17 protein-coding genes are annotated in these 18,562 nt (G+C 37.7%); 8 read left to right on the top strand and 9 right to left on the bottom strand.

Annotated elements, in window-relative coordinates; translation table 11 throughout:
- Nucleotides 1–60 precede the first annotated feature (60 nt).
- The gene (locus tag ACM5BR_RS14195; protein ID WP_416828641.1) at nucleotides 61–939 is read left to right on the top strand and encodes a PucR family transcriptional regulator; all 879 of its coding nucleotides are present in this window, start codon (nucleotides 61–63) and stop codon (nucleotides 937–939) included.
- 128 nt (nucleotides 940–1,067) lie between these two features.
- Nucleotides 1,068–2,177: an ABC transporter ATP-binding protein gene (locus tag ACM5BR_RS14190; RefSeq protein WP_416828640.1), complete on the top strand. Its 1,110-nt coding sequence runs from the start codon at nucleotides 1,068–1,070 to the stop codon at nucleotides 2,175–2,177.
- A gap of 106 nt (nucleotides 2,178–2,283) precedes the next feature.
- Here the strand turns inward: ACM5BR_RS14190 and ACM5BR_RS14185 are convergent, their stop codons facing one another.
- Together ACM5BR_RS14185 and ACM5BR_RS14180 are read right to left on the bottom strand one after the other, a co-directional pair.
- Nucleotides 2,284–2,529 carry a hypothetical protein gene (locus tag ACM5BR_RS14185; protein WP_416828639.1) on the bottom strand — a complete coding sequence of 82 codons (246 nt, stop codon included), beginning with the start codon at nucleotides 2,527–2,529 and terminating at the stop codon, nucleotides 2,284–2,286.
- A gap of 56 nt (nucleotides 2,530–2,585) precedes the next feature.
- Nucleotides 2,586–2,783: a small, acid-soluble spore protein, alpha/beta type gene (locus ACM5BR_RS14180; RefSeq protein WP_416828638.1), complete on the bottom strand. Its 198-nt coding sequence runs from the start codon at nucleotides 2,781–2,783 to the stop codon at nucleotides 2,586–2,588.
- A 209-nt stretch (nucleotides 2,784–2,992) separates the two neighbouring features.
- Between ACM5BR_RS14180 and ACM5BR_RS14175 the strand changes: the two genes are divergently transcribed.
- On the top strand, nucleotides 2,993–3,196 hold the full coding sequence (locus tag ACM5BR_RS14175) for a small, acid-soluble spore protein, alpha/beta type (RefSeq protein WP_416828637.1): 204 nt from the start codon (nucleotides 2,993–2,995) through the stop codon (nucleotides 3,194–3,196).
- 253 nt (nucleotides 3,197–3,449) lie between these two features.
- On the opposite strand, the gene ACM5BR_RS14170 is transcribed toward ACM5BR_RS14175, so the two are convergent.
- Both ACM5BR_RS14170 and ACM5BR_RS14165 read right to left on the bottom strand, forming a co-directional pair.
- The gene (locus ACM5BR_RS14170; protein WP_416828636.1) at nucleotides 3,450–5,462 is read right to left on the bottom strand and encodes an ABC transporter ATP-binding protein; all 2,013 of its coding nucleotides are present in this window, start codon (nucleotides 5,460–5,462) and stop codon (nucleotides 3,450–3,452) included.
- Nucleotides 5,459–7,213 (bottom strand): ABC transporter ATP-binding protein, encoded by a 1,755-nt coding sequence (locus ACM5BR_RS14165; RefSeq protein WP_416828635.1) that lies wholly within the window; start codon nucleotides 7,211–7,213, stop codon nucleotides 5,459–5,461. Before ACM5BR_RS14165 ends, ACM5BR_RS14170 begins: the two co-directional genes overlap by 4 nt.
- Before the next feature lie 606 nt (nucleotides 7,214–7,819).
- Between ACM5BR_RS14165 and ACM5BR_RS14160 the strand changes: the two genes are divergently transcribed.
- Nucleotides 7,820–9,253: an NADP-dependent glyceraldehyde-3-phosphate dehydrogenase gene (locus ACM5BR_RS14160; RefSeq protein WP_416828634.1), complete on the top strand. Its 1,434-nt coding sequence runs from the start codon at nucleotides 7,820–7,822 to the stop codon at nucleotides 9,251–9,253.
- A gap of 44 nt (nucleotides 9,254–9,297) precedes the next feature.
- Here the strand turns inward: ACM5BR_RS14160 and ACM5BR_RS14155 are convergent, their stop codons facing one another.
- Both ACM5BR_RS14155 and ACM5BR_RS14150 read right to left on the bottom strand, forming a co-directional pair.
- Complete coding sequence (locus tag ACM5BR_RS14155; RefSeq protein ID WP_416828633.1) at nucleotides 9,298–9,990, bottom strand: TerC family protein; 693 nt, start codon at nucleotides 9,988–9,990, stop codon at nucleotides 9,298–9,300.
- Between the two features lie 330 nt (nucleotides 9,991–10,320).
- The gene (locus tag ACM5BR_RS14150) at nucleotides 10,321–11,730 is read right to left on the bottom strand and encodes a SpoVR family protein (protein WP_416828632.1); all 1,410 of its coding nucleotides are present in this window, start codon (nucleotides 11,728–11,730) and stop codon (nucleotides 10,321–10,323) included.
- A 214-nt stretch (nucleotides 11,731–11,944) separates the two neighbouring features.
- Between ACM5BR_RS14150 and ACM5BR_RS14145 the strand changes: the two genes are divergently transcribed.
- Nucleotides 11,945–12,190 (top strand): YhdB family protein, encoded by a 246-nt coding sequence (locus ACM5BR_RS14145; protein WP_416828630.1) that lies wholly within the window; start codon nucleotides 11,945–11,947, stop codon nucleotides 12,188–12,190.
- 66 nt (nucleotides 12,191–12,256) lie between these two features.
- Here ACM5BR_RS14145 and ACM5BR_RS14140 read toward each other — a convergent pair whose 3' ends face one another.
- A complete protein-coding gene (locus ACM5BR_RS14140) occupies nucleotides 12,257–14,002 on the bottom strand; it encodes a phospho-sugar mutase (protein ID WP_416828628.1) in 1,746 nt (581 codons plus the stop codon).
- Nucleotides 14,003–14,399: 397 nt separating this feature from the next.
- Between ACM5BR_RS14140 and ACM5BR_RS14135 the strand changes: the two genes are divergently transcribed.
- Nucleotides 14,400–14,612 carry a DUF1540 domain-containing protein gene (locus ACM5BR_RS14135; RefSeq protein WP_416828627.1) on the top strand — a complete coding sequence of 71 codons (213 nt, stop codon included), beginning with the start codon at nucleotides 14,400–14,402 and terminating at the stop codon, nucleotides 14,610–14,612.
- Nucleotides 14,613–14,705: 93 nt separating this feature from the next.
- Here ACM5BR_RS14135 and ACM5BR_RS14130 read toward each other — a convergent pair whose 3' ends face one another.
- Both ACM5BR_RS14130 and ACM5BR_RS14125 read right to left on the bottom strand, forming a co-directional pair.
- The gene (locus ACM5BR_RS14130) at nucleotides 14,706–15,437 is read right to left on the bottom strand and encodes a L,D-transpeptidase (protein ID WP_416828848.1); all 732 of its coding nucleotides are present in this window, start codon (nucleotides 15,435–15,437) and stop codon (nucleotides 14,706–14,708) included.
- Nucleotides 15,438–15,515: 78 nt separating this feature from the next.
- Nucleotides 15,516–16,379 carry an SDR family oxidoreductase gene (locus ACM5BR_RS14125; RefSeq protein ID WP_416828626.1) on the bottom strand — a complete coding sequence of 288 codons (864 nt, stop codon included), beginning with the start codon at nucleotides 16,377–16,379 and terminating at the stop codon, nucleotides 15,516–15,518.
- A gap of 179 nt (nucleotides 16,380–16,558) precedes the next feature.
- Between ACM5BR_RS14125 and ACM5BR_RS14120 the strand changes: the two genes are divergently transcribed.
- Nucleotides 16,559–17,860, top strand: coding sequence for an NCS2 family permease (locus tag ACM5BR_RS14120; RefSeq protein WP_416828847.1), 1,302 nt, complete (start codon nucleotides 16,559–16,561; stop codon nucleotides 17,858–17,860).
- A gap of 233 nt (nucleotides 17,861–18,093) precedes the next feature.
- Nucleotides 18,094–18,531, top strand: a complete 438-nt coding sequence (locus ACM5BR_RS14115; protein ID WP_416828625.1) for a GNAT family N-acetyltransferase — start codon at nucleotides 18,094–18,096, stop codon at nucleotides 18,529–18,531.
- Nucleotides 18,532–18,562 lie beyond the last annotated feature (31 nt).

Raw genomic sequence — 18,562 nt, 5'->3', positions numbered from 1 at the left:
AATTTCCTACGGATAAGTATGGTAGAATAACGGTAACACAGGTTACAAGGAGATGCCGGAATGCTTGAAAAACTGCTACAATATTATGACGATGTTCTAATTGATGTAATTCCAGAACAATATGGGGAATACGAATGGTATGCAGATGAAAATAATCGAATGATTGGCATAACAAAAAAACAGCTTACGAAAAAAGATAAAGAATTGCTGTCTATTTTTTTAACCTCTGTTTCTGCAGAGGAATTTTCCATAACTCCTGAACAGCGTATGTGGAAAGAACTATTATTTCAAGGAAGAACTCCGATTCCTCCATTACCGCATGAAATCAAGTTTGTACGCTTTCTTCACTTTTCCATGAAGCAACCATTTTTCGAAAAGAAGACATGGGAAGAGGCATTACGTGGATTTCTATCTAATTCATTTGTTGTACTATGGAAGGACCATCGCCATGGTATCATTATTGAAATGTATCCATTCGAAACGACACCTGAATCACTTAATCACGAAATGATTGCGACATTAACGAGTGATTTTTTTATTTCCTTGCATATGCTTGCTGGGAAACTCCGAACTATAGATCAATCCCTATCCTCTTCTTTTACATGGGAAGAGAACATTTTTGAACTTACCACGTCATATATGACAAAGCAATCCGTCTATCAATTAGAAGATGTGCTGCCCTATATACTAATTAATCATTCGAATTTAATAAAGACGGTTCTATCACAAGTAGAATCTGATACCGAACTACTTCGAACGATTCGTACCTATTTAGAATGTAATATGAATATATCCTTAACAGCAAAAAAATTATATATGCACCGAAACAGTGTGCAATATCGTGTCGATAAATTCATCGAAAAAACAAGAATCGATATTAAAACATTTACAGGTGCCGTTTCCATATACATGGCTCTACTTTTAAATGAAACAACCTGATAGGCATATGTACATCTTGCACAAATAGAAACCTTTTTTTTATTCAGCCTGTCCATTTACGCCAACCCATGTTAACGGTTACACTTCAACTATAAGAACAACCACATAAAATGACTGGAGGCTGTACAATGGCTGAATTAAAATTAGACCATATTTATAAAATTTATGATAATAATGTAACAGCTGTAGAAGACTTTAATTTAACGATTGCTGATAAAGAATTTATCGTATTTGTAGGTCCATCTGGATGTGGTAAGTCTACGACGCTCCGCATGATCGCCGGATTAGAAGAAATTTCAAAAGGTGATTTTTATATTGATGGAAAACGTGTAAATGATGTTGCTCCTAAAGATCGTGACATTGCGATGGTCTTCCAAAACTATGCATTGTATCCACATATGAGTGTATTTGAAAATATGGCATTTGGCTTAAAACTTCGTAAGTTCTCTAAAGATGAGATCGACAAACGTGTAAAAGAAGCTGCACGTATCCTTGGCTTAGAGCAATATTTAGATCGTAAACCAAAGGCCCTTTCCGGTGGTCAACGTCAACGTGTAGCATTAGGACGTGCGATTGTGCGTGATGCCAAAGTATTCTTAATGGACGAGCCTTTATCAAACTTAGATGCTAAGCTTCGGGTAAGCATGCGTGCAGAAATTTCAAAATTACACCAACGCTTAGGAACGACAACCATTTACGTTACACACGATCAAACAGAAGCAATGACAATGGCTACTCGCCTTGTCGTAATGAAGGATGGCATCGTTCAACAAGTCGGCTCACCTAAGGAAGTTTATGAAAAACCAGCAAACGTATTTGTTGGAGGATTTATTGGCTCTCCTGCAATGAATTTCTTCAAAGGAACATTACAACAAGATATGTTTATTATCGGCAAGCTAGCGGTAAAAGTTCCTGAAGGAAAGCTTAAATATTTACGTGAACAAGGATATATTGGAAAAGAAGTAATGATGGGAATTCGTCCAGAAGAAATTCATGATGAACCGATTTTCCTTCAAGCTGCTGAAAAATCAACAGTAGAAGCAACTATCGAAGTTGCAGAATTACTTGGTGCAGAATCAATGCTTTACTCACATATTGATGGTCAAACTTTTGTCGCTCGTGTAGATGCTCGTTCCGAATATAAACCAGGGCAGAAAGTTACACTTGCCTTTGATATGAATAAAGTTCACTTCTTTGATGAAGCTACAGAAGTACGTATCCATGGAGAAAGTGATTAAAGAGAAATTTCTATCAGTAGAAGTTACGCACTGATGGTTAGCAAAGTTGTAAAATAATAAGAAAGGTCGATGTACGCTCCTTGCGACATCGGCCTTTTTCTTTTCTCTATTTCGTAAGCAGTGGGATTTCAAATTCCTGTAAACATGTTTGACAATACAGGATATGCATGCAATAGATTTCATTGTCTTCGTGCGAAAGTCCATCCACACATTCAACAACTTCTTGCGGCTCATACGGACTATATGTATCGAAATAATCCATACTTTTTCCATAATCAAGCAGTATATTCCCACAAAATGAGCACTGCAGCTGAACTGTATCCAATCCATTGCAAAAAGGACAAATACTCATTCTTGCATCTTCCTCCAAAAAGGGACGGATATTATCCGTCCCTATAAGCCATGCTATTAACGTTGTGGATATCCTGAAAATTGTTGTTGCGCGAAAGTTACTAAACGTTTCGTAATTTCACCACCAACAGATCCATTCGCACGTGATGTTGAATCTGGTCCAAGCGTTACGCCAAACTCTTGTGCAATTTCATATTTCATTTGATCGATTGCAGACTGTGATCCAGGTACTACAAGGTTATTTGTATTTGCCATCTTCTATCACCTCCTTAGATGATGTAATTCTATTATGTGAAAAACAAACAGAACTATGTATTTGACAAACATGTAAGTTTTGGTATTATACCTGTTTTTCTTACAAAATTTACATTGGAGTATACAGTATGTAACAAACTGTTTCATCCATACTAAAAGTGTAAAAGCCAGCTTTTACTCAACTTATTTTTTTATAAGGAGGAACGAGCATGCCAAATCAACAATCTTCTAATAAGCTCGTCGTACCAGGTGCACAACCTGCAATGGATCAAATGAAGAACGAAATCGCACAGGAATTCGGAGTAACATTAGGCCCTGATGCTACATCACGGTCAAACGGTTCTGTGGGAGGAGAAATTACAAAACGTCTTGTTACAATGGCTCAACAACAAATGGGCAACACTTCTAAATAAAGTGAAGCTTTTCAACTGCAGGAAGTATCCCCTTTTAGGATACTTCCGATAAAGTGAAACTTCCCTCGGTGGGGGTTTTCTCTCATCCCCCACCGAGGGTTAGTTGAACCAATCGGACTTTTACGGGCAGTTGTCCCCCACTTAGCCTTCTCCGATCTCTCTAAGCCTTGAAGTGGGGGTCTTACTGCCCGTTAAAGCGGGATAAAAAAAGATGACTCAAAGTTTTTTTCCTTTGAGTCATCTTTTCGTTTGCTTATCCTACTGCTGCTTGAGTGGTTTGCGTTACATACATTTGATGGTAGCGTCCTTTTTGCTCCATAAGCTCCTCATGTGTACCGCATTCGACGATTTCTCCTCGTTCTAAAACAAGAATTTTATCTGCATTTTTTATGGTTGATAATCGATGAGCAATTACAAAGGTTGTTCTTCCCTTTTTCAACACTTCTAATGCCTGTTGAATGAGCGCTTCTGTTTCCGTATCAATATTAGCAGTTGCCTCATCGAGAATTAAGATAGCTGGATTAAAGGCTAACGCCCTTGCAAATGAAATAAGCTGTCTTTCTCCCGTCGAAAGTGTGCTTCCCTTTTCAATAACCGGCTCATCCAATCCATCTTGTAAATGAGCAAGAAATCGATCTGCTCCAACTGATTCTAACGCACGTTGTATCATGTCTTTCGTAATCGCTTCGTTTTCTAAATTAACATTTGTTGCAATTGTTCCAGTGAACAAAAACGGATCCTGCAACACGATGCCCATATGAGTACGAAGCGCCTGCTTTGACATACTCGATATATCACGTCCGTCAATCTTGATTATTCCTTTTTGATAGTCGTAAAATCCAAATAAAATATTCATAATACTACTCTTTCCTGAACCAGTATGACCGACAAGAGCAATTGTTTCCCCCTGCTTCGCTTGAAAGGATATATCTTTTAACACATAATCCTTTCCATTGTAAGCAAAGGAAACATGTTGAAACTCGACATCTCCCTTTGGACGAGGTATTTCTTCTACCTTTACCTCTTCGCCTTCTTCATCCAGCAATTGAAACACACGCTCAGCAGAAACCCGCGATTGTTCCAAATTTGCAAGCTGGTTGACCATACCAGTAATAGGAGCAAACAACCGCGTTAAATAATCAACGAATGCATACAATACACCAAGTGATATCGCGTTATTCACAGTTAATGAAGCACCGCCGAAATACCAGATTACGGAAACGAAGGAGATGTTACGTAAGATTCCCACTAAATTATGTGAAGTAGCTGAATTTAAGCTAAGAAGCTTCGTCTGATAATAATAATACTCATCATTATGCTTCTTACATTCTCCCTTGATTTGTTTTTCTTGGCGAAATGCTTGAATAATAGCCATTCCTTGAATACTTTCATTAATCATCCCATTAATATCCGATAGTTTCGAACGAATCTTATGGTTGTACTGCGATGCAAATTTACGATACAGTACAATCCATCCATATAAAATCGGTATAATAAGCAAACATGCACTCGCAAACTTCACGTTAAGAAAAAAGAGTGCTAGGAGTATGCCTGCTATATAAATGCTGCTTGAGAAAAAAGTAGCTACCACGGTTACATACAACTCACGAATCGTTTCCGTATCATTGGTAACTCGCGACACAATTTTCCCAGCAGGAAGACGATCAAAATAGGAAATGGGAAGCCTTTGAATATGAGCAAACACATCTTCCCTCATTTTTTGAATAATGAGATTCGCGGCCTTCTGCATATAGAGCTTTTGTCCGTAAGCAAATAAAGCTGAAATAATAATAAGTCCCAGATAGCCTACTCCAAATAGCAGAATACTTGTTATTTCTGGCTTATAAAAAGAATATAGCTCATTTGCTGATAATTTTTGCGCAGAATAGGATTGAATAGCATTTCCATTTTGGATTGTAACCTCTTGATTCGAGGCAGTGCGAGTTCCTTCAAATAAAAGCTGACCATTAATTATATAGAAGTCTCGTTTCACCTGTAGGATATGCATTTCCTTTCCTTTTGGCTCACCTGGTAAAAACCGGTCACTACGCTTGTAGTACTTTCCATTAAAATATACTGCATCTTTCGTTTGCTCTGTTTGAAACCATGGTTTTTCAATCCCAACAACATGCTGATCAATAATCTGCTTGGCAATAAACGGACCCGCTAGCTCTGCGGCAACTGAAATGCTTAGCATAAGTAAAGCTGTGAGGACAATTCCTTTATATATCATCGTATATTGAATAAGACGCCGTCCTGTATTCATAGGCTCCCCTCCCGTTCGCTTCCATGCAATTGTTGTCGTTCATATTGCTCTTTGTACCATCCATTTTCCGCTACTAATGTAGCATGTGTTCCTTTCTCTACAATCTGCCCTTCATCCATCACGAGAATTAAATCAGCATGTCGAACCGCCGATAATCGATGAGTCGTGATGATGGTTGTCTTCCCTTTCCGTTCTCTTTTCATTCCTTCAAGAATGGCAGCTTCTGTACGTGCATCAACGGCTGAGAGGGAATCATCTAATATTAAAATTTCAGGATGACCAATCATTGCCCTTGCTATGGAAATTCTTTGTTTTTGTCCTCCTGACAATGAAACTCCCTTTTCTCCTACAATCGTTTCCAACCCTTGCGGTAAAAAAACAATATCTTTTTCCAAAGCCGCCAGTTGAATAGCATGAGAAAGATCTGCCTCACCTGCATGCTGAGAACCAAAGAGTATATTTTCCTTCACAGTTTTTGAAAATAATATATGCTCCTGAGGAACATATCCTATCCAACTTAGAACATCTTCCGTTTTCATTTTCTCAATAGGTATACCAGAAATGGAAATACTCCCTTTACCAGTAGGATATTGTCTTAAAAGCTGACGGATGAGCGTAGTCTTCCCACTCCCCGTTTTTCCTACAATACCTAATGTTTGCCCACCTTTTAGTGAAAATGTAACATTCTTAAGGCTATCTAAATTTGAGAAAGGATAGGAAAATGAAACATTCTCAAATGTAATGATGGATGGTTTAGCTACATGTATAGGCTCCTGATCGTCGACTACATCCGATTTATACGATAATGTTTCATTAACACGATCAATAGAAGCATTTCCGCGCTGCATGACATTAATTAATTCTCCGATTGCAAACATAGGCCATATTAACATACCGAGATATACATTAAAGGAAACGAGTTCCCCAAGTGTAACTTCATTTTGAAACACTAGAATGGCTCCGTACACGAGACCAATTAAGTAACTTAACCCTACAAGCATCTTAACAGTGGGCTCAAATAATGCATCAATTTTTGCAACCTCTATATTTTTCTCATAAATATCAGTAGCGAGTGCATGAAATCGTCTTTCATCTGCTTTTTCCTGTACATAAGCACGAATGGTACGAACGCCGGCAATGGATTCCAATACTTTATCATTCATATCCCCGAAAGCATCCTGTGCAATTGTAAAACGCTTATGAAGCTTATTACCAAATACATTCATCGCATAAGCCATAATAGGAAGCGGCAAAATGGCAGCAATCGTAAGTTTCCAATTAATAGTAAACCCCATCATAAATAAAATCGTTAACATATACATGCTTGAATCAACTAATGTTAAAATTCCAAATCCTGCTGTAACAGAGATCGCTTTTAAGTCATTTGTTGCCCGTGCCATTAAATCACCCGTTCGATTACGTTGATAAAATGTAGGGGTCATTTTTACGAGATGATTCATTAATTTTTCTCGCATCGTTTTTTCTAGCAAGAAAGCACCGCCGAATAAATAATATTGCCAAAAATAAGATACGATATATCCCGTTATTGTAACGGCAAATAATAATTCAATGTAGGAAAGGATTCCTTTCATTGTTAAGGTACCTGTTTTTATATCATCAATAGCAAAGCCAATTGCCTTTGGTGGAATCATTTCAATTATATTTATTAGAAGCAGTAAGGCTATTGCCAGCGTGTAGCGCTTCCAATTTTGTTTAAAAAACCAAGATAACTTTTGTAATACTGAAAACATACTTACCATTCCCTCCTAAAAATCTTGGTCTAATCGCTGCTACTATCTCGATCCTCATTTATGCAAATAAACACTTTCATCATCACATCTCCCTCTCCTTAAACGAACGTATATTTTTAAAACCACAAAACGGTTTCAAAGCGAAAAAAAGCATATCGCAGCTTTGTGCGATATGCTGTAGGAAAGCATAAAAAAGCGCTCGTTTTCATACACGAAACGAGCGCTTTGTATAAGTAAACAAGGAATTTGACAGTTTACCTAGTCATGATATAATAGCGGTTACGTGTAACATATGATGTTTTACTTGAATTCGGACTTTATTCACAACAATCAACTTACGAATCATATCACGTAACCTCCTTTTCACTAATTTTTAACATTTTTAATTGTATATCTTCCTAAACTTTCCTGTCAATAGGATTGTTAACAAATTTTATTTAAAGTAAGTCTATTATAGTATATAGCAATGACACTATATATTCACATAAATATGTAAAGTTTGTGCCAATTTATCAACATATAGTGAAATCATTTGAAATATTTCTGATAGACTACTACAATCACTTATATCTACTGTTTCTACAATTACATTTAGGGAGGGTTTATATGGAAACGTATAAGTTTTATGTAAATGGTCAATGGCGTGAAAGTCAATCACGTCAGACGATAGACATCAGATCACCATATCTTCATAAAACCATTGGACGTGTTCAAGCCATTACTCAGGATGAGGTTGACGAGGCAATCCAAGCAGCTCGCCATGCCCAAAAAGAATGGGCGAAAACTTCTTTGCAAGAACGCGCTGCTGTATTGTATAAATGGGCGAATGAATTAGTCAACATGCAAGACGAAATTGCAACGGTTATTATGAAAGAAGTTGGCAAAGGCTACAATGATGCGAAGAAAGAAGCTGTCCGTACAGCTGATTTCATACGATATACAATTGGTGAAGCTCTTCATATGAATGGTGAAAGTATGATGGGCGATAGTTTTCCTGGAGGATCTCAATCTAAACTAGCAGTCGTTCAGCGCGTTCCACTCGGCGTTGTGCTGGCTATTGCTCCATTTAACTACCCTGTTAATCTAGCTGCTGCTAAGATTGCACCTGCACTAATGGCAGGAAATGCTGTCATTTTCAAGCCGGCTACCCAAGGTGCAATTAGTGGAATTAAAATGATTGAAGCATTAGACAAAGCAGGAATTCCAAACGGCCTACTAAACTTAGTGACAGGTCGCGGTTCTGTAATTGGCGACTATTTAGTCGAGCATAACGGGATTGATATGGTATCGTTCACAGGAGGTACGGTAACGGGTCAACACATTGCACAAAAAGTAAAAATGATCCCGCTCGTACTCGAATTAGGTGGAAAAGATCCTGGTATCGTACGCGAGGATGCAGACTTACTAGCTGCAGCAAAACATATTTGCAGTGGAGCATTTTCTTACTCCGGTCAGCGTTGTACAGCGATTAAACGCGTATTAGTCCATGAGAAGGTTGCTGATACACTCGTTTCGCTTTTACACGAAGAAATCAGTAAACTATCCGTTGGTTCGCCTGAGCAAAACAGCGTTATTGTTCCGCTCATTGACGACAAATCCGCTGATTTTGTACAAGGACTTATTGACGATGCAGTTGCTAAGGGTGCAACCGTCCTTATGGGAAACAAACGTGAAGAAAACTTAATTTATCCGACCCTTCTTGATCATGTTACAGAAGAAATGAGTATTGCATGGGAAGAACCATTTGGACCTGTACTTCCAATCATTCGTGTCTCGTCAGATGACGAAGCCATCCGGATTGCAAACGAATCGGAATACGGATTACAAGCTAGTATCTTCACGAAAGATATTAACCGAGCATTTTCTATGGCAAATAGCATAGAAGCCGGTTCTGTCCAAGTCAATGGACGTACAGAAAGAGGTCCCGATCACTTCCCATTCCTAGGTGTGAAATCTTCTGGGATGGGTGTACAAGGCATTCAGAAGAGCATTCTTTCTATGACACGTGAAAAAGTTACCGTTGTTAATATTACGGAATAAATACAAAAAATGAAGCGCAGCAGCGCTTCGTTTTTTATTATAAGCTAAAGGGAATGCTGCTTACCCACTTGGGTAACTCCCTTATTAGCATTCTTTTTCCACATACCAAAGGCAACAATAGCAAGTACAAAAATCACTTCAAACCCATACTTCCATATTGAATTGCTAAAATAATTTGAAAGAAGCGGCTCATCTACAATCATTTTCGCAGAAGTCCAAGCCAGTACTCCCGCCCCAAATATGATGATGATTGGAAAGCGATCAACAAGTTTTAATATCATCGTACTTCCCCAAACGACAAATGGAACAGAAATGGATAAGCCGATTATAACCAATAACGGATCGCTTTTAGCAGCTCCGGCAACTGCAAGAATATTATCAATCCCCATAAGTGCATCTGCAACAATAATCATTCGAATAGCAGCCCATACGCTTTGTCCTGCTTTTACGTTATACTGCTTCTCATCTACAAGTAATGTATAGGCAATCCTAGCGAGCAATACACCACCTATAAGAAGCAATCCAGGTATTTTTAACAGCCATACAACTGCCATTGTGGCGATTGCACGAATGAGAATGGCACCAAGTGTCCCCCAAAAGATTGTTTTCTTTCGATCTTGTTTCGGTAAATTTCGAGCAGCTAGACCAATAACAATTGCATTATCTCCAGCTAATACTAAATCAATAAGCACAATCGACAACAACGCAGTAAAAACATCTGCTTGAAAGAAATTCATGTAATCGCCCCCTACTATTTTTCTCTTACTAGTGATTCAATCTATAGAAAAGGAAGGATAAAAGCTATCTTTCCTGAATAACGCCATAATCTTATGGGATACGAAAAAAAAGACCTAAACCGAAATGGTTTAGGTCTCATAAAACGAAAAGACCTCTACCATTAGAAGGTAAAGGTCTTGCTAACAACGAAATAAAGTTGCCAACAAAGCCGAGGGTGAATTCCCTGAACTGACGACTTTGCTGTTAAAGCTACTCCCCTTTAGGGTGGTATATAATTGTAAGTACATCTTACCTAGACTTCTACGTCTTGTCAATATGTTTTAACAGGATTATAAATATTTTCGATGTGTCATCTTCCCATCATAATAAAATAACACATCCTTATTTTCAATGGTTGTTTCTAAATATACGGATCGTCCCCATAGCTGATAGATGTAAGGCAACACCTTCTCTAAATATTTTACATCTAGCTCAATTCCTTCAAAATGATGCTTTATATACAGCTCTCCGTTTTTAGCATAGTCTCCATCGTATACGGAAAGATAGGGAAATCCACCATTTACGCGCATATTCACTAGCTGATCACGAACCTCAGTCCAGTCTTTATCCGTTATTTTATAATCTTTCCCTTGCTTTTGAAATAGATACATGTCCTCACGATGTACAAGTTCTTTATTTAAATAATTACGTAAAAAAGAAGTATCCGATTCAATTTCTCTTACTTCAAATATTTTTTCACGTCCTGTATTTGGTAACACACCATCACGCTTCATTTCTTCTGTCGGATCGTTATACCGTTCTTCAATATCCTCAAAGACCTTTAATCCCAAATAATAAGGATTAATGCTTGTTTTAGACGGCTGAACCACACCCGCATTCAGCTTGGCAAATTCAATGGCTTCCTCACTTGATAAATCCATTTCACGAATAATACGTTGATGCCAATAAGACGCCCAGCCTTCATTCATGATTTTCGTTTCCAGCTGAGGCCAGAAATACAGCATTTCCTCACGCATCATCGTTAAAATATCGCGTTGCCACGGGTCCAATTCACGACTATACTCCTCAATGAAAAGAAGGAGATCCTTTTCCGGTTGAGGTGGAAATTTCTTTTTGGGACGAGAAAGCTCTGGTTTGTTTTTTCGTTTATCTAAATTCCATAAATCATCATACGGTGTTACCGGTTTTACAATCTCTTCTTCCTTTTCGTCCATTGTCCATGATAACTTTGCACGCATTAAAGAAGGGTCAATATGCTCTTGAATGGCTAACACTGCATCTAAAAAGGTTTCAACCTCTTTCTTACCATATTGATGTTCGTATTGCTTAATGCGCTCTGCAGTTGCTGCCATACTTTCGACCATATCTCGTTTCGTATTCATAAAGCGAACGTTATTTTTAAAAAAATCACAATGTGCAAGCACATGGGCAACAATTAGCTTATTTTGAATAAGCGAATTGGTTTCAAGTAAAAACGCATAGCAAGGATTCGAATTAATAACCAACTCGTAAATTTTACTTAAACCTAAATCATAATGAATTTTCATTTTGTAAAACTGCTTACCAAAGCTCCAGTGCGAAAATCGCGTTGGCATGCCGTATGCCCCAAATGTATAAATAATGTCTGCAGGACAAATTTCGTAACGCATTGGGTAAAAGTCTAGTCCAAACCCTTTAGCGATTTCTGTAATTTCATCAATTGCGTATTCTAATGCTTTATAATCGTCACTCTTCAACATATGCCCCTCCTTTTACTCCCCTTATCACAATGTATGAGAGAAAAGGACATTTCATGAGAGTATCGGAAGCATGGTTATTCAAATTACTCAATAGTACGAGCGCACCATGTAACAAAAGAAAATTGTATATCTACTCCTAGTAAATTCTTTCATGCTTACTTTTTCATAAGGTAACGTACACTAGTAACAACTCCTCAAATTAAGGAGGGATGAAATGTTCACAGAGTCCGATTATGACAAAGCGTTATTTTATACGTACAATTGTGATTGGGATGATCTTCTCGTTCTAATGGTACGAACGAAGGATGAGCTTTTTTCCAAACGAATCGAGCATTTTCTCCATGCATATAAATACGCAAAGGATTTGCGTGTTGTTGATAAACACCTGCAGCTCATGTTTCAATATATCGATCATGCTTCCCAAAAATTATATACGGAGCAAATCGAACAGCATATGTAGTTTTTCCTTTATAAAAAAAAAGCATTCGCACTAATGCGAATGCTTTTTTATAACAATAATTACTTTTTACGCTTTCTTCGATAAAGCCTCATTTATTTTATCCATAAATGCTGTTGATACTTCTTGGAGCTTCGCTGTACTATGTTCTAGGCTTGTACCTTTTACTCCAAAGTAGAATTTTACCTTTGGTTCCGTTCCAGATGGACGTAAGCAAACCCAGGTGCCATCCTCTAACACATATTTTAAGACGTTAGACTTTGGTAAGTGAATGGTTTCTTCATTTCCATTAGAAAATGTTTTCATGCTTGTTTTGTAATCTTCGACAATGCTTACGTTTATGCCAGCAAATTCAGTTGGCGCTTCTTTGCGGAATGTTGCAAGAAGGTTTGCAATTTGCTCTGCTCCATCTTTTCCTTTTAACGTGATGGATTTCAAGCCTTCACGATAAAATCCGTATTTACTAAAGATTTCAAGCAAGCCATCATACAATGTCATACCGCGTTTTTTATAATAGGCAGCTACTTCAATAGCAAAAACTGTAGCTTGTACAGCATCTTTGTCACGAACAAAGTCACCGATTAAGTATCCATAGCTTTCTTCGTAGCCAAACTGGAATGTATATTCACCAGATTGTTCAAATTGCTTAATTTTTTCACCGATAAATTTAAAGCCAGTTAATGTATCAATTACTTCGAGTCCATAAGCCTTTGCAATGGCACGACCAATTTCAGATGTAACGATGGTCTTTAACACGATACCGTTTTCAGGAAGAGTGCCGTTTTCTTTCTTTTGCGATAGTAAGTATTCTAATAAAATCGCACCTGTTTGGTTACCTGTTAGGACTGTATATTCCCCATCGCTATTTTTCACAGCGACGCCAAGTCTGTCTGAATCTGGATCTGTTGCTACAAGTACATCTGCATCAATCTTTGTTCCATATTCAATAGCAAGCTTAAAGGCAGCATGCTCTTCAGGATTAGGAGACTTCACAGTAGGGAAATTACCATCAGGAAGCTCTTGTTCTTTTACAATCGTTACATTTGTATATCCTAGTGCAGCTAACGCTTTACGAACTGGTTTGTTTGATGTACCGTGTAACGGCGTGAATACAATTTTTAAGTCTTTTCCAATTTCTTCAGCTAGCTCTGGATGAACAGAGATCGTTTTAATTTTTGCAACATACTTATCATCCATTTCTTCGCCAATTATTTTAATAAGCCCTTTTTCCTTTAATTCTTCTTCAGACTCTACATGAATTTCTAATTCATTTTCAATTTCATTTACTTTTTCAATGACGATATCAGCTTCTTTCGGTGGAAGCTGTCCGCCATCCTCACCATATACTTTATATCCATTATATTCTGGTGGATTGTGACTTGCTGTAACTACAATTCCTGAAAAAGCATTTAGATCACGAACAGCAAAAGATAGCTCAGGAGTTGGTCGAAGTTCAGCAAATACATACGTTTGTATCGCATGCGTTGCAAGAGTTTTAGCTGCTTCCATAGCAAACTCAGGCGACATACGACGAGAATCATATGCAATTACAACCCCGCGTTTTTTTGCTTCATCGCCAAATGATTCAATAAAACGTGCTAATCCTTCTGATGCTTTACGTACAGTATATATGTTCATACGGTTGGTACCAGGTCCAATTTCTCCCCGCATACCACCTGTACCGAATTCTAAATTTTTGTAGAAGCATTCTTCTAAAGCCTTTTCATTATCTTTCATTTTTTCTAGTTCTTGTTTCATATGTACGTCGATTACTTCTGAATTCATCCAACGTTCAAATGTTTGCTTCCAACTCATCCTTTTATCCTCTCCTATGTGAAAAGTTTCAAGATACACAACAAAAATTGTCATTCTTCTACAATAATACTTCTTTGTAGCGCATACATTTCCTGCAAAAAAAGAGACAATCCTTCGATTGTGTTCGTTAAGAATATGTAAACAGGAACAATAAGTAGTCTTATCATACCATTGATTTCTTATAGCTAGAAGATGACAGTAATATGTTTCTATTTTCTGATTTTTTTATACTATGCTCCTTTCCCTAATAATCCAAGGTTTTTTGCGATGTGGGAACGAATGCATACATAAATTTTAAAATGTTTACAATATAGTGAACAAGCAAAAATGAGTACATCCTTGTTCAAGACATCCACGATTATTCTCGTGAGGATCCATTCTAAGTGAGGTGAATACAATGCCAGAAATACGTTGTGCCGTTTCCAATTGTCATTATTGGGGACAAGAAAATTATTGTCAGGCTAATTCTATTCTTGTCATGCCAGATTCAACATCCTATGCAACGGAACAAAACCAGATGGAAAATTCAATTCTAGATGGCATGAAGCTGGAAAGCGCAAGCTCAACCAGCGCAGAAACAAGCTGCCAAACATTTCGCCCAAACGTATAGTTTCACATGAATAACAAAAAGTAATGAATCTTTGCGAAAATAGATCGTTAAGAGGCATATCATCTGTCTCTATAACGGTCTATTTCGCTTTTGTTACTTTCTGCTTCGTTGATATTCATTTATGATAATATAATCCGGTATTTGTTCATAGGATATTCCCTTATTGGTAGGATCTATAATATAGGTACGATTTCCTATATCGTATTTACCCTGAGAATAAGAATACACAGGGAAATATTGATTTTTTCCTACAGTTCTAACGGGTATGAATTGTCCGTTAAAATCCTGCCAATATACTGTAGTCGGCACTACCGTACGTAAACGCCCTACTTGATGGGGATGTACGCCTTCTCCGTTCCAACTTATAACATTATACCCAAATCGGTGGGCAGCCCTCTCAATCGATTCATTGAATTTGGCAATGACTACACTCGTATTCAATGGTACTCGATCATACAACCACTGTATATTGCGATCATTCATTCGGATGCAGCCATTGGACTCTCGGTTTCCAATCGAGTACTCCTTATTTGTTCCGTGAATCCCGTATTGCTTATAGCTTAATCCCATCCACCTTGTCCCTAACGGATTGTTCGGTGCTCCCCCTGCAATTTGTTTACGGTGATATTCTTTATTTTTATATTTATCTCTAATGAAAAAACGTCCCTCTGGTGTTGGAGTATTTTTAGTTCCAGTAGTAACAGGAAAGCTCCTTATATATATTCCATTTTCAAAATAGGATAATTGATTATTGGTAAGATTTATTAAAATAAAGCGATCATTTTTGTCAGCACCTTGTACATTCAAATCGCTTATCATAAGCATACACCATACTAAAATAAGTACTCGCACAGTTATTCCTCCCGTACAAATCGGGCTTGTAAGAAATACATTTCTTGTATGCTACCCATTGTTTACGACTCCGCCATTTACATGAAGCATTTGTCCGGTAACGTAGGTGGAATCCTGCGAGGCAAGATACACATAGGACCCAGCTAACTCCCACGGCTGCCCTGGTCGTCCCATCGGCACATCGCTCCCAAACTCAGCTACTTTTTGTGAATCAAAACTCGATGGAATAAGTGGTGTCCAAATCGGGCCAGGTGCCACCCCATTCACACGAATTCCTTGTTTCACAAGTGATTTTGATAATGAGCGCGTAAACGAAACAATGGCTCCCTTTGTAGATGCATAATCGATTAGCCCTTCATTTCCTTCATAAGCGGTAATGGAAGCAGTATTAATGATACAATCATCCTTCTTTAAATACGGAAGCGCTGCTTTTGATACATAAAAATAAGAAAACAAATTAACACGAAATGTTTTTTCTAATTGGCTCGCGGTAATATCCAATAAACTATTTTGTGGATATTGTACAGCTAGATTATTCACAATAATATTTAGATTTCCTAATTGTTCAACTGTGCTCTTGACAGCTTGGATACAGTTCATTTCATCACTTAAATCACCTGCAAATAGTGTGCACTTGACACCATACGCTTCGATGAGCTGTTTTGTCGCCTTTGCATCTTCATGCTCATTGTAATAGCTAATGCTTACATGAGCACCTTCCTTTGCAAAGGCAATCGCAACGGCTTTGCCAATACCGCTATCTCCCCCCGTTATAAGGGCGCATTTCCCGCTAAGCTTTCCTGAACCCTTATACAAGGAATTATCAAATATAGGTTTGGGATTCATTACGGATTCAATTCCTGGTTGATTCTCTTGATGCTGTGGTGGTAAAACTTGCTTCGTCTGCGTTTTCATTTGGAAGCCTCCTTACATGTTCTTCTCCATTAGCATGACCACAAAGGCTCCATTATAGTAAAAAGAGGTAGCAAATTAGTACAATTTATTTCACAAAAATATTACTTGCAAAATTATAAAATGACGAATATTATATAATACTGTTGTCAGTATCATTCGTAAAAAGAAAGGATCTCATGATGTTTAATCTCTCAAAGCATAACACGAATATAAAAACTGAAATTATGGCTGGTATTACGACATTTTTAACCATGGCCTATATTATTGTTGTCAATCCAGTTATTCTAGCGGATGCTGGCGTTCCATTCCAACAAGGATTTACAGCGACAATTATTGCTGCCTTTGCTGGAACATTATGTATGGCACTTTTTGCAAATCTGCCGATTGCAATCGCTCCGGGTATGGGTCTTAATGCATATTTCGCCTATTCCGTTGTAAAAGCGCATGCTGGCGTTACCTATGCAATCGCATTTTCAGCAGTATTTGTTACAGGACTTATCTTTCTCCTGCTATCACTTACGACATTTCGTACGAAACTAATGGAAGTAATTCCTGAAAACCTTAAACATGCCATTACCGCAGGGATTGGGTTATTTATTGCATTTATTGGATTACGATTAACGGGAATCATTACTAAAAATCCTACGAATTTAGTAGGACTTGGTGATTTACATTCCCCTTCCGTTTTACTCGCCCTAGCAGGTTTAGCAATTACACTGATCTTACTAGCCCGAAATGTTAAAGGGGGTTTATTCCTTGGGATGTTACTCACAGGAATTCTCGCACTCATTACCGGACAACTATCATTTCAGAAAGGGATTATTTCTGTTCCATCCCTTCCAAATGGAATAATCGTCGCAAATCCTGTGACAGCTGTTTCAGATGTAATTCATTACGGTTTATACGGCGTTGTTTTTTCATTTTTACTCGTTACTTTATTTGATACAACTGGTACATTACTTGGTGTATCCGAACAAGCTGGGCTATTAAAGAATGGCAAGCTTCCTAATGGAGGACGTGCTCTGCTATCTGATAGTATTTCAACAATGATCGGTGCCATATTCGGGACAAGCCCTACAACCGCATTCATTGAATCATCTGCCGGCGTTGGAGCAGGCGGTCGTACGGGATTAACAGCACTTGTCATTGCCATTCTTTTTGCTTTATCTGCATTCTTCAGTCCGCTCGTAGGTGCTGTTTCTGGTGTTGCTGCCATTACATCACCTTCTCTTATTATTGTTGGAAGCTTGATGATGGGCTCTGTTCGTTATATTCGCTGGGACGAATTTGATGAAGCCTTCCCAGCCTTTCTTGTAATCTTAAGTATGCCGCTTACATCAAGTATTTCAACTGGCATATCTCTTGGATTCATTACGTACCCGCTTATGAAAATAGCGAAGGGCAAGCTTCGTGATGTACATCCGCTCATCTACTTATTTGCTGTACTATTCTTGTATCAACTCTTGTTTTTATCTCACTAAGGAAAATAATGAAAGAGCATTGGCTAGTTGCCAATGCTCTTTTTTTGTATTTGACAATTATTCTTACGATTCCATTAACATTTACTAACACGAATGATGGAATAATATACTGAACTCTTATCTTTTTTATTGTCATATTTTAATTACTTTTATAGCTAATGTAATAAAATGGGGATATCAAAATTCATTTACATAATCACTGAATAGACAGACCTATAAAAAGGGGGATAAATATGATTAAACAAGCTAGTAAAAGTGATCTGAATGAAATTCTAGCAAAATCAGATAATGCTCTATACGAAGGAACAGCCAAGACCTTTAAGCCTACACAAGAACGTGTAAAAGAGATTGTACAAACAGCATTAAAACAAGGAGCATACTACCTAGTACTTAAAGATGATGACAACTTAAAGGGATGGACTCTAATTGGTAGTGCTAAAGATTATTTTTCAAAAAAGAGTGTAGGATTCATTTACGAATTATACGTTTTACCCGAGTATCGTGGTCAAAAACTTTCAAAGAAATTAATGAAGGCAGGAATAGCCGAATTGTCTTTAAAAGGACATAAAGAAATACGATTAAATGTTCATGCAGACAACTTTGCAAGAAAACTGTATAAAGAATTAGGCTTTGTAGATCGGCAGATTTCAATGAGCTTAATTTGTAATTAATAAACTTTCAATAATTTTATGTGAACTAGAC

The organism is Ectobacillus polymachus (assembly GCF_048159605.1).
GTDB classification, from domain to species: domain Bacteria; phylum Bacillota; class Bacilli; order Bacillales; family Bacillaceae_G; genus Ectobacillus; species Ectobacillus polymachus.
Note: the sequence above shows the minus strand (reverse complement) of the source record. Positions and strands in the feature narration are given on the sequence as shown.